This is a genomic window from Bradyrhizobium sp. 23, from assembly GCF_023073295.1.
Lineage (GTDB): Bacteria > Pseudomonadota > Alphaproteobacteria > Rhizobiales > Xanthobacteraceae > Bradyrhizobium > Bradyrhizobium canariense_D.
Map to the genome: position 1 here is coordinate 437,548 of NZ_JADPJF010000037.1, position 11,507 is coordinate 449,054.

Genomic DNA, 11,507 nt, shown 5'->3' on the forward strand with positions numbered 1-11,507 from the left:
TTTTGGGCCGTTTGCCCTTGCTCCCGGCTGCCTTTTCGGTGAGATTGCGGCCCTCCAAGCCTAGGACCCCTGAGCTCATGAACGCGACCTCCTCGTCTTCCCGTCGGATCGTCTGGCCGAGCGTCATCACCGTCGTCAGCGCCGCCATCCTGATCGGCGCCGAGGTGTTCGGCGCGGCGTTTGCCGGCGGCTGGGCGCTCGCGATCCTGTTCGGGCTGGGCGAGCAAGGCACGCACATCCTTCAGGCCACGCTGTTTGCGCTCGGCGTGCTCGTGATGACGGCCTTCATCCGCGCCGCTCAACGCGTCGAGCCGTTCACGAAGCGCGGCTGAAGCGCGGACGCTCGCGAGTGACGCGCGCCGCGCAGAAAACTTAACGCGCGTTCATCTTTCGCGTCGCGCGCGCAACACTGCGCAAGCAGATGTTAGGCAATTCTGTTCGCAGCCTAAAAAATCTCTTGCGAAGCAGAGTCAAAACACTTATGTGCGGATTGCCCAATTTCGCACGTGCCTGTGGTCGTGTGTCAGTCGGTAGGTATCCGGACAAGAGGCCGGACAGCCGCCAAGGGGTGAAGAAGCCGAGGGGCTCTTCGGAAGTGTGGAAGTCGGAAGGCTCATCGCCGGAAGACGAAAGCAAACCCGGAGCGTCCAGCATCTCTCTCAAAGAGATGCCTTGTCGAAGGTGACTTTGCTCTTTGCAACCGTGACTGGCAGCCGGAGGCGAACCGGCGCACCCCGCTCTCAACGGGGGACGCGACTTAAAGCAACGACGGATCGGGCTTTTTTGGTCTCTACCGGCAGTCCAACGCCGGCGCGGGCTACTGAAAAGGCTTGTCCTTCATTGCCAGGTGTGCGGGCGGGAACATTCCCAACCAATCCACGGCAGCACAGTCTGATGTGAGTCTTTGGCTCGTCGCGCCTCCATCGCGCGATCTGGCCGGAGCGCTCTTATCCGACGTCATTTTTTGAACGGATCCCCGTCGCTGGGCCGTTTGGGAGAGTGCTATGACCGACCGTATCCAGGAATTCCTGCGCAACCGCCGCAGCGAGGGCCTCGACACCGAGCCGTGCCTCGTCGTCGACCTCGAAGTCGTGCGCGACAATTACCAGACCTTTGCCAAGGCGCTGCCCGACAGCCGCGTGTTCTATGCCGTCAAGGCGAACCCGGCGCCGGAAGTGCTGGCTTTGCTCGCCTCCATGGGCTCCTGCTTCGACACCGCGACGGTCGCCGAGATCGAGATGGCGCTGGCCGCCGGTGCGACGCCCGACCGCATCTCCTTCGGCAACACGATCAAGAAGGAGCGCGACATCGCGCGCGCCTTCGCGCTCGGCATTCGGCTGTTCGCGGTCGATTGCGCCGCCGAAGTCGAGAAGGTCGCCCGTGCCGCGCCCGGCGCAAAGGTGTTCTGCCGCATCCTCTATGACTGCGCCGGCGCCGAATGGCCGCTGTCGCGCAAGTTCGGCTGCGACCCGGAGATGGCCGTCGACGTGCTCGACGTTGCCAAGCGTCTGGGCCTGGAGCCGTGCGGCATCTCCTTCCATGTCGGCTCGCAGCAGCGCAAGGTGAAGGCGTGGGACCGTGCGCTGGCAATGGCCTCGCAGGTGTTCCGCGACTGCGCCGAGCGCGGCATCAACCTGACCATGGTCAACATGGGCGGCGGTTTCCCGACCAAGTACCTGAAGGACGTACCGCCGGTGGTGACCTACGGGCGCTCGATCTTCCGCGCGCTGCGCAAGCACTTCGGCAACCAGATTCCGGAGACCATCATCGAGCCGGGCCGCGGCATGGTGGGCAACGCCGGCATCATCGAGTCCGAAGTCGTGCTCATCTCGAAGAAGAGCGACGAGGACGAGGTGCGCTGGGTCTATCTGGACATCGGCAAGTTCGGCGGTCTCGCCGAGACCATGGACGAGTCGATCCGTTACGCCATCCGCACCCCGCATGACGGCGCGGACATGACGCCGTGCGTGCTCGCGGGCCCGACCTGTGACAGCGCCGACGTGCTGTACGAGAAGAACCCGTATCCGCTTCCGGTGACGCTCGAGATCGGCGACAAGCTGCTGATCGAAGGCACCGGGGCCTATACGTCGACCTACTCGGCGGTGGCTTTCAACGGCATCCCGCCGCTGAAAACCTACCACATCTGATCCGCCTCGCGTCTGAGGCCTGACGAACCCGGGAACCGGCTTGCCGGCTCCCTCCCTGACATTTCGATTTCTGACGACGCCTTGAACCGGCGTGCTTTGCGCACGTCAGTTTCAAGCGGGGACTGACGCGCCATGACTGCTCTTCGGAAGACACAAATTGACCCCACTTCGAAAGCCGCTCCGTTCGCGATCCGTGCGGAGCGTGCTGTCGACGTTGCGATGCGTGAAGCGCTGCTCGATGCGTCCTTTGGCGAGAACCGCCATGGCCGTACCTGTCAGCGCCTGCGTGACGGACGCGCCCCCGCTGCCGGCCTTGCGCTGGCCGCGATGCGCGAGGGGAAGCTCGTGGGAACCGTGCGGCTGTGGCACGTCAGCGCCGGAGGCAGGCCCGCTCTGGTCCTCGGACCGCTGGCGGTGGACCCTGCCTGCCGCGAGCTCGGGATCGGCGCCGCGCTGATGCAACAAGCGCTGGCTGCCGCCCGGGCGCGCGGGCATGCCGCCGTGATCCTGCTCGGCGATGCCCCCTATTACGCCCGCTTCGGCTTCTCGGCCGCCAACACCGGCGAGCTGTCGCTGCCCGGTCCGTTCGAGCGCGACCGCCTGCTGGCGATCGAATTCACGACAGGCGCGCTGGACGGCGCCGCCGGGATGATCGTCCCGACTGGTGCGGCCCTGCCCAAACGGAGGGTAGTTCGCGCCCTCCAGGCGCGCGCGGCTTAAGGGATCGCCATGATGGCGACGACCTAGCCGCGTTAAGCGGCAACGCCCGGCTGTGCCTGCGTTAAGCTCCATTCCTTTGGGGTTGCGCAGGCCGGCAAATTGCGTAAACCCCACGAAATTCCTCTTCAGTCGAGGCCTACGACCATGTCCCGCCGCCTGATTTCCACCGGCTCCCCGTTCGAGAAGACCGCCGGCTACAGCCGCGCCGTGATCGACGGCGAGTTCGCCTTCGTCGCGGGTACCACCGGCTACGACTACACCACCATGACGATGCCGGCCGATGTCACGAGCCAGTCACGCAACTGCTTCAAGACCATCGAAGCTGCCCTGAAGGAGGGCGGCTTCGAGATGGCCGACATTGTCCGCGTCACCTATTACCTCACCGACGCCAAGAACGCAGACGCGCATTTCGCGGTCTGCGGCGAAGTCCTCGGCGAGATCCGCCCGGCCGCCACGCTTCTCGTCGTCTCGGCGCTCTACAAGCCCGAGATGAAAGTCGAGATCGAAGCCACTGCCAAGCGCCGCAGCACCTGAGCCATCCCTCACCATTTGCTCGCCAGCACGTTCCGGAGAAACCATCCTATGAGCCCCGCCTCGCAGATCTACGCGAAGATCACTGGCCCCATCGTCATGGTCGGCTTCGGCTCCATCGGCAAAGGCACGCTGCCGCTGATCGAGCGGCATCTCGATTACGACAAATCGCGCATCACCGTGATCGATCCCAAGGACGAGGGTCGCAAGGCGCATTGCGAGAAGCACAATGTGCGCTTCATCCAGAAGGGTGTGACCAAGGACAATTACCGCGAGTTGCTGACCCCGCTGCTCACCGAAGGCGGCGGCCAGGGCTTTTGCGTCAATCTCTCGGTCGACACCGGCTCCACCGACATCATGGAGCTCTGCAACGAGCTCGGCGCTCTCTATATCGACACCGTCAACGAGCCCTGGCTCGGCTTCTATTTCGATTCGTCGAAGGGCCCGGAGGCGCGCTCCAACTACGCCCTTCGCGAAGCGACGCTGGCCGCCAAGAAGGCGCGCCCCGCGGGGTCGACGACGGCCGTCTCCTGCTGTGGCGCCAATCCCGGCATGGTCTCGTTTTTCGTCAAGCAGGCGTTGCTCAACGTCGCCGCCGATCTGAAGCTCAATGCCCCCAAGCCGAAGACCAAAGCCGAATGGGCGGACTTGATGCGACAGGCCGGTATCAAGGGCATCCATATCGCCGAACGCGACACCCAGCGCTCCAAGAAGCCGAAAGAGCCCGATGTCTTCGTCAACACCTGGTCGGTGGAAGGTTTCCTGTCGGAAGGCGTGCAGCCCTCCGAGCTCGGCTGGGGCACCCACGAAAAATGGATGCCCGAGAATGCGCGGACTCACGAAGCCGGCTGCGGCGCTGCCATCTATCTGATGCAGCCCGGCGCCAACACGCGCGTGCGCACCTGGTGCCCGACCCGCGGCGCGCAATATGGCTTCCTCGTCACCCACAACGAGTCGATCTCGATTGCCGACTATTTCACCGTGCGCGACGCATCGGGCACGGCGGTCTATCGGCCGACCTGCCACTACGCCTATCATCCGGCTGACGATGCCGTGCTGTCGCTGCATGAAATGTTCGGCCGCGCCGCGAAGATGCAGGAAAAGCACCACATCCTCGACGAGAACGAAATCGTCGACGGCATCGACGAACTCGGCGTGCTGCTGTTCGGCCATGACAACAATGCCTACTGGTACGGCTCGCAGCTCTCGATCGAAGAGACCCGCAAGCTCGCGCCCTATCAGAACGCCACCGGTCTGCAAGTGACCTCCGCCGTGCTCGGCGGCATGGTGTGGGCGCTAGAAAACCCGAACGAGGGCATCGTCGAAGCCGACGAGATGGATTTCGATCGTCTGCTGGAAATTCAGCTGCCGTATCTCGGCCCGGTGAAGGGTTTTTATACCGACTGGACGCCGCTGACGGATCGTCCGGGACTGTTCCCGGAGGACATCGACACGAGCGATCCCTGGCAGTTCCGGAATGTTCTGGTGCGGTGAGGCGGCGTCGCGCCACGGCCACTGCTGTCATGCCCCGCGACCCGGCTACGCCAAGGCTTAGCCGAGGTTGAGGTCCAGGCGCGCCGAAGCTTTAGCGTAAGCGGCAGGCGGGGCATCCAGTACGCCGCAGCATCTCCGTATCCACGCACAGCCTCTGGAATACTGGATCGTCCGCCTTCGCGGACGATGACAGCACCCGCGTAGATGCAGAACCTACTTCCTCTCGATCGGCGGCGCGATCTTCTCGGCTGGGGCTGGCGGCAATGCTGGTTTCGCCGCGCCGGCAGCGCCCTGCGTCTGCGGTTCGGGCCGCGCGGGCTCTGGGGCGGGCGTGGTCGGCCGGTCGCCGCCGGGCTTGGCTTCCGCGGGCTTATTCTGATCGTCGGACGGCGTGCCCTGAAGGGGTTGCGTCGCTTGGGCTGTCTGCATCCGGGTCTCGGCGCGGATTTGCGCCAGCGACATGCCTGACACCACGACGCCTGCCGCGAACAGCGAGCAGGCGACCATCAAGTCGAGCTTCAGTCTGCGCTTGTCATATTGGCCGGGCATGTCGATCACCGCCTTTGTCTGCGGGATCAACGAAATTGCCGCTCTGCGGTTCCCGCCCGTGGCGGCCGGAACTCGACGGCTGCGCGCCACATGGCCCCATCCACGGTCGGAACGATGACAGATTAAAGCTCGAGCAGGCCGCCATCACCATTTTCGTCGGCGAACGCCAACAGCGTCCCCTTCGCGTTCCAGGCGAGCGCGGCGACTGCGGGCGTGCCGTTGCGGCGGACGAGGATCTCGGCGCCGTCCTCCAGACGGACCATCAGCACGGTGCCGTCGCTGTAGCCGGCGGCGAAGATGTCGTTCCTGGGGTGGCAGGCGACGACCGACACGCGCGCCTGCAGCGGCGCGAGCATCGCTGGCTCCTTGCCCATCGGGCCATCCTTGCTAGCGAACGGCCACAGGATCACCGTGTCGGCGCCCGAGGTCGCCAGCGCCTTGCCGCCCGCGCTCCACGACATCGAGCGGACGCGGCTGGGATAGCCGGTCATGCGCATGTGCCTGTTGTCGGCAAGCCGCCAGCCGTGCAGCGCCGATTCGTGCATCGTGGTGACCAGGAATTTGTTGTCCGGGCTGAAGGTGACGCCGAGATGCGAGCCGGCCCAAGGCAGGAATTCGGCCGACCCCGCCATGTTGGGAAACCACAGCGTCGCGCCGTTGTAATGGGCGATCGCGAGACGCTGGCCCTTCGGCGCAAACGCGAGGCCGCCGACGGTCGAGGGCACCTCGAGCGACTTCTCCTCGCTCTTGCCGCTCTTGAAGAAAGCAGTCTTGCCAGCCGACCAGGCGTAGGCACCGTCCGGATGCAGCGCCACCGCATCGATCCAGCGCCGTTTCGGGTCGGTCGCAAGCAGCGTCACTTCGCCTTTGGCCTCGAGCGACACGACTTTTCCATCGTCGCCGCCCATCACGAGGCGCTTGCCGTCGGAGGCGGCCGAGAGAATGCCGCCGCTGTGCACGGCGATCTTGCTGATCTCACCCTGGCTATCCACGAGCGCGACATTCTCCTCGCCGCCGACGAAGGCGGCGCGGTTGCCAAGGAAATGCACGGAGGTCACGACCATGCCGAGCGCGAGCGGTTTGACGCGCTCGGTGACGGAGACGATCGAGGCGGAATCGGCGGGTGGCGTAAACTCTTTCATCACGAGACGATGCAGCTCTCAAAACCCTGGCGAATGAGGTCTTGCGGCAATTCGCGACCGATGAAGACGAGGCGGCTCTCGCGCGGCTCGCCGTCCTTCCATTTGCGCTGGTGGTTGCCCTCCAGCATCATGTGGACACCCTGAAAGACGTAGCGGTCATCATCGTCGTGGAAAGCAAGGATGCCCTTGGAGCGCAGGATCTTGCCGCCCTCCACCTGCACCAGGTTCTGAAGCCAGGGCATGAACACGTTCGGATCGAGCGGCTTGTCGGTCTTGAGTGACAGCGACTGCATGTCCTCGTCGTGATAGTGCTTCAGGCCGTGGCTGTGATCATGATTGTGATGATGGTCGTGATGGTGATGATCATGGTCGTGGTCATGATCCTCGGCATTCAGGAAGTCCGGCTCGATGTCGAGGATGCGGTCGAGGTCGAAAGCGCCGCGGTCGAGCACGTCCGCCAAAGCCACCGAGCAGCGCTCGGTGCGATGCAGTTTCGCATAGGGATTGATGGCGCGGATGCGGGCCTCGACCTCGGCAAGTTCTCCCTTGGAAACGAGATCGATCTTGTTCAGCACGATGACGTCGGCAAAGGCGATCTGGTTCTTGGCCTCAGGTGCATCCTTGAGGCGGTCGGATAGCCATTTGGCGTCCGCAACCGTGACCACCGCATCGAGGCGCGCGCTCTTCTGCACGTCCTCGTCGACGAAGAAGGTCTGGGCGACGGGGGCCGGATCGGCAAGACCGGTGGTCTCGACGATGATGGCGTCGAACTTGCCCTTGCGCTTCATCAGGCCTTCCATGATGCGCACGAGATCGCCGCGCACGGTGCAGCAGATGCAGCCGTTGTTCATTTCGAACACTTCCTCATCGGCACCGATGATGAGGTCGTTGTCGATGCCGATCTCGCCGAATTCGTTGACGATGACGGCGTATTTCTTGCCGTGGTTTTCCGACAGGATGCGGTTCAACAGCGTGGTCTTGCCCGCACCGAGATAGCCGGTCAGGACGGTCACGGGAATTTTTGGGGCGGTCGCTTCAGACATAACAACTCCGGACTTCGGGCTTTTCGCGCGACGCGAGGCGGGGTGGCCCCTGCCCTAGTGGTCAAGCGCACTGGTCAGGGCCTTTATATTGTGCCTGACCATATCAATGTAAGTGGGTGCAGGCCCCTTTTCGCCGGTCAAACCGTCCGAAATCAGGGTCCCGCCGACTTTTGAGCCGGTCTCCGCCGCGATCCGCCGGATCAGCCGGTCGTCGCTGATATTTTCCAGGAACACGGCTGGGATTTTTTGGGCCTTGATCTGGCCGATGATGGTGGCGATGTCCCGCGCGCTGGGCTCGGTTTCCGTGGAGACGCCGAGCGGCGCGATGAACTGGACGCCGTATTCGGCGGCGAAATAGCCGAAAGCGTCATGGGTCGAAATCACCTTGCGACGCTCCTGCGGGATCTTGGCCACGGCTGCGCGGACCTCGCGGTCGAGCGTTTCGAGCTTTTCCAAATAGGCCTTGGCCCGGGCGCGGAAGAACTCCGCATCGTCAGGGTCGACCGCGGCCAGCGCATTGGCGATGTCGGTGACGTAGATTTTGGCGTTGGGGACCGACTGCCAGCCATGCGGATCTGCGGCCGAGCCGAGCTTGAGCGGCGCGATGCCGGCGCTCACGATAACCACCTGCGCCTTGCTGCCCGAGGACTGCACGAGCCGTGGCAGCCAGCCCTCGAGACCAAGCCCGTTGACGATGACCAGCTTTGCGTCCGCGATCCGCTTCGCATCGCTTGGCGCGGGCGCGTAGACATGGACGTCGCTGTCGGCCCCGACCAACGTCGTCAGATTGATCCGGTCGCCGCCGACATTACGGACGAAGTCGGCCAGGATCGAGAAGCTCGCGACGACTTTCAGTTGCTCAGCGGCGTGCAGCGGCGAGGCGATCAGCATAAGCACACAAAGCAGGATGCGCCGCATCGCTATCACGCTTCCAAATGCCGGCCGGGAAACAGCTGCCTAACGACGCCGCCGACCCGGCCGAACAGGACGGAGACGGTGTAGAGCGCGCTTGCCACCAGAATGATCGCAGGACCCGACGGCACACGGGTCTGGAACGACAGCACGAGACCTGCATAGCCGGACACGGCGGCAGCGACGACCGCGATGCAGATCATGACGGTGAGATCGCGCGACCAGAACCGCGCGATGCCGGCCGGCAGGATCATCAGGCCGACCGCGAGCAGCGTGCCGAGCGCCTGAAAGCCGTTGACGAGGTTGATCACGACCAGCGCGAGGAAAGCGAGATGCGCAGGCCCGCCGGCCCGGCTGACGGTGCGCAAAAACAGCGGATCGACGCTTTCGATCACCAGCGGACGGTAGATCACGGCGAGCACCAGCAGCGTGACCGTGGCGTTGAATGCGACGACCAGCAGCGTCTGGTCGTCCATCGCGAGAATATTGCCGAACAGCACGTGCAGCAGGTCGATATTGGTGCCCTTGATCGAGACGATGGTGACGCCGAGCGCCAGCGAGGCCAGATAGAAGGTCGCGAGCGAGGCATCCTCCTTCAACCCGGTCGAGCGCGCGACGAGGCCTGCGAGGATTGCGACGGCAAAACCTGCGATCAGGCCTCCGGCCGTCATCGCGAACAGATTGAGGCCGGAGAGCAGGAAACCGACAGCGGCGCCGGGGAGGATTGCATGTGCCATGGCGTCGCCGACCAGGCTCATCCGCCGCAACATCAGGAACACGCCGATCGGCGCACCCGCGAGCGACAGCGCGATAACGGCCGCGAGCGCACGTCGCATGAACTCGAATTCGGTGAACGGGCCGATCAACGCGTCATAGAGCATCGGATATCAAGCCGCCCGTGAGCGGGCATCATCGGCCGAGCAGGTGGCGGCGCTGTCGTCGAAGGCTTCGCACATCCGCATTGCGACCAGCAGGTTTTCCGGCGTCAGCACCTCCGCCGTCGGCCCCCACACCACGGGACCGCGCGCCAGCACCAGCGTCTCGCTGAAATGGGTGCGCACCATCTCCATGTCGTGCAGTGCGGCGAGCACTGTGCGGCCCTCGCCATGCCAGTGCTTCACCAGCGTCAGCAGATCAGCCGTGGTCTTGCTGTCGATGGCGTTGAAGGGCTCGTCCAGCACGATCAGCCGCGCGTCCTGGAGCAGTACGCGCGCGAACAGCACGCGCTGCATCTGGCCGCCCGAGAGCGTGCCGATTGGGCGGTTTTCGAAACCGTTGAGGCCAACGGAAGCGATCGCGCGGAGGATCTTTTCGCGCGCCGCCTTGCCGATGCCGCCGAACAGGCCGGTCCCACGCCACAGCCCGGTGGCGACGAAGTCCAGCACCGAGATCGGGAAGCTGCGGTCGATCTCCGCACTCTGCGGCAGATAGGCGATATCGCGGCTGTCGAGCCCGCCGAGATGGATGCTGCCGTCGAGCGGCCTGAGGATGCCGACGATGCCCCGCAGCAGCGTCGACTTGCCGGCGCCGTTCGGGCCGATCACGGCCAGCAGCGCGCCCGGCGCGACCTCCCCATTGAGGTGGTGCACGGCCGGATGGCGGTCATAGCCGAGCGTAACGTTGTGGAAATGCAGCGCCGCCATGGTCACCTCATCGCCAGGAAGACCACGCCCCAAAGCACGGCGCAGACCGCGAGCGCGGCCGCGAGACGGGCGGCCATCGTCATGCGCAGGATCGACCAGTGCGCCGCCTGAGCCGGATGCGGAGAGGCCGCACCGTGGACATGTGCGTGGGTGTGATCGTGTCCATGCGAATGCCCGTCGTCATGGGAATGGCTATGAGCATGATCGCTATGATGGGCTTGGGACGCGGCGGGAACCATTCCTGGATGTTATATTATAACATTACAGCTGTCCATGCCGGGCTCAGGGTTTGCCGATCAGCATGGCGATGGCGGCGGCGACGAACGGGAACGGCACCGAAACCGCGCAGCGGAACCAGACGAAACGGGCCGGCATGAACGGAATTTCCCACAAAATCACCCGTTGGAAGGCAAATAGCGCCCAAGCGACGACATATGCGACCACCTGCGGCACCCCACCACCCGATTTCAGGGCCACCGTCCCGATCGAGAACCCGATCACCGGGCCACCGGGCGTCGCGGCCCCGGCGACCACGGCAGTCGCGACCCCGAGCCAGCCGCTGTCCGGGCCGAGCCAGCCGCTGATCACCTCCTGTGGGATGATAGCGGCGATGTAGCCGGAGCCGATCACCCCCAGCGCGATCCGCGGCACGATGTTGATGAAGTCCATCGAGCCTTCGCGCAGCGAGGCCTTGAACACTGGTGGGCCGCGGCGAAAGGCGATCAGGCCGACGCCGAACACCGAACCCCACAACAGGATGTCGATCAGGAGCGCGGCGCTCATGTCTCGTCGTCCTTCATGGCCGGCTTCGGATAAAGCCGGACATAGACGAAGCGGCCGAGCGCGCCTGCGAGCACCGGCAACGGCAGCGAGATGACGATGCGCCACAGCGTGAAGTCGGTGCCCATAATCGGGATTTCCCAGGCGACCGCCCGGCCATAGCCGATCAAGGTCCAACTCACGACCATGGCGATGGTGGCACCGAAATCGGCGCCGACCGCCAGCAGCGCACTCGCCACGGGATAGGCGGTGAAGGGACCGCCGGGCAGGATCGCGCCGAAGGCGGTGCCGATCAGAAGGCCTTTCAGGCCCGATTTCGGCCCGAGCGCGCGCGAGACTTTTTCGTGCGGCAGGATCTCGGAGATGAACGCACCGAGCAGGCAGCCGGCCAGCACGCGGGGCAGGATGCCGCCGAACAGCGAGAGATCGTGGGTCAGTATCTCGAGAACACCGTCGGTGCCATCACGCCGCCAGACCAGACCTGCGCTCACCGCCACAAGGGCTGCGATGATGATGGTCGACCAGCCGATCGGCTTGCGCACGCGA

14 protein-coding genes are annotated in these 11,507 nt (G+C 64.5%); 5 read left to right on the forward strand and 9 right to left on the reverse strand.

Annotated elements, in window-relative coordinates:
- Positions 1 to 77: 77 nt before the first annotated feature.
- From IVB32_RS08200 to IVB32_RS08220, 5 genes are all read left to right on the forward strand, one after another.
- Positions 78 to 332 carry a hypothetical protein gene (locus tag IVB32_RS08200; RefSeq protein WP_018453322.1) on the forward strand — a complete coding sequence of 85 codons (255 nt, stop codon included), beginning with the start codon at positions 78 to 80 and terminating at the stop codon, positions 330 to 332.
- Between the two features lie 672 nt (positions 333 to 1,004).
- A complete protein-coding gene (locus IVB32_RS08205) occupies positions 1,005 to 2,147 on the forward strand; it encodes a type III PLP-dependent enzyme (RefSeq protein WP_018453321.1) in 1,143 nt (380 codons plus the stop codon).
- A 132-nt stretch (positions 2,148 to 2,279) separates the two neighbouring features.
- Positions 2,280 to 2,867 carry an N-acetyltransferase gene (locus IVB32_RS08210; RefSeq protein ID WP_026232510.1) on the forward strand — a complete coding sequence of 196 codons (588 nt, stop codon included), beginning with the start codon at positions 2,280 to 2,282 and terminating at the stop codon, positions 2,865 to 2,867.
- 144 nt (positions 2,868 to 3,011) lie between these two features.
- Positions 3,012 to 3,401: a RidA family protein gene (locus IVB32_RS08215; protein WP_018453319.1), complete on the forward strand. Its 390-nt coding sequence runs from the start codon at positions 3,012 to 3,014 to the stop codon at positions 3,399 to 3,401.
- A gap of 48 nt (positions 3,402 to 3,449) precedes the next feature.
- Positions 3,450 to 4,892 carry a homospermidine synthase gene (locus IVB32_RS08220; protein ID WP_018453318.1) on the forward strand — a complete coding sequence of 481 codons (1,443 nt, stop codon included), beginning with the start codon at positions 3,450 to 3,452 and terminating at the stop codon, positions 4,890 to 4,892.
- Positions 4,893 to 5,105: 213 nt separating this feature from the next.
- On the opposite strand, the gene IVB32_RS08225 is transcribed toward IVB32_RS08220, so the two are convergent.
- The 9 genes from IVB32_RS08225 to IVB32_RS08265 all read right to left on the reverse strand — a co-directional run.
- On the reverse strand, positions 5,106 to 5,441 hold the full coding sequence (locus IVB32_RS08225; protein ID WP_026232509.1) for a hypothetical protein: 336 nt from the start codon (positions 5,439 to 5,441) through the stop codon (positions 5,106 to 5,108).
- A gap of 122 nt (positions 5,442 to 5,563) precedes the next feature.
- Positions 5,564 to 6,583, reverse strand: coding sequence for a WD40 repeat domain-containing protein (locus IVB32_RS08230; protein ID WP_018453316.1), 1,020 nt, complete (start codon positions 6,581 to 6,583; stop codon positions 5,564 to 5,566).
- On the reverse strand, positions 6,583 to 7,626 hold the full coding sequence (locus tag IVB32_RS08235) for a GTP-binding protein (protein WP_026232508.1): 1,044 nt from the start codon (positions 7,624 to 7,626) through the stop codon (positions 6,583 to 6,585). Before IVB32_RS08235 ends, IVB32_RS08230 begins: the two co-directional genes overlap by 1 nt.
- A 54-nt stretch (positions 7,627 to 7,680) precedes the next feature.
- Complete coding sequence (locus tag IVB32_RS08240; protein ID WP_018453314.1) at positions 7,681 to 8,544, reverse strand: metal ABC transporter substrate-binding protein; 864 nt, start codon at positions 8,542 to 8,544, stop codon at positions 7,681 to 7,683.
- 5 nt (positions 8,545 to 8,549) lie between these two features.
- Entirely contained in the window at positions 8,550 to 9,419 is an 870-nt protein-coding gene (locus IVB32_RS08245) for a metal ABC transporter permease (RefSeq protein ID WP_007597190.1), read from the reverse strand.
- A gap of 6 nt (positions 9,420 to 9,425) precedes the next feature.
- The gene (locus tag IVB32_RS08250; protein WP_018453313.1) at positions 9,426 to 10,181 is read right to left on the reverse strand and encodes an ABC transporter ATP-binding protein; all 756 of its coding nucleotides are present in this window, start codon (positions 10,179 to 10,181) and stop codon (positions 9,426 to 9,428) included.
- A 2-nt stretch (positions 10,182 to 10,183) separates the two neighbouring features.
- Entirely contained in the window at positions 10,184 to 10,420 is a 237-nt protein-coding gene (locus tag IVB32_RS08255) for a hypothetical protein (protein ID WP_039798633.1), read from the reverse strand.
- Between the two features lie 43 nt (positions 10,421 to 10,463).
- Positions 10,464 to 10,964: a hypothetical protein gene (locus IVB32_RS08260; RefSeq protein ID WP_018453311.1), complete on the reverse strand. Its 501-nt coding sequence runs from the start codon at positions 10,962 to 10,964 to the stop codon at positions 10,464 to 10,466.
- On the reverse strand, positions 10,961 to 11,507 hold a 547-nt coding region (locus tag IVB32_RS08265; RefSeq protein WP_247410078.1), incomplete at its 5' end, for a permease. The genes IVB32_RS08265 and IVB32_RS08260, both read right to left, overlap by 4 nt.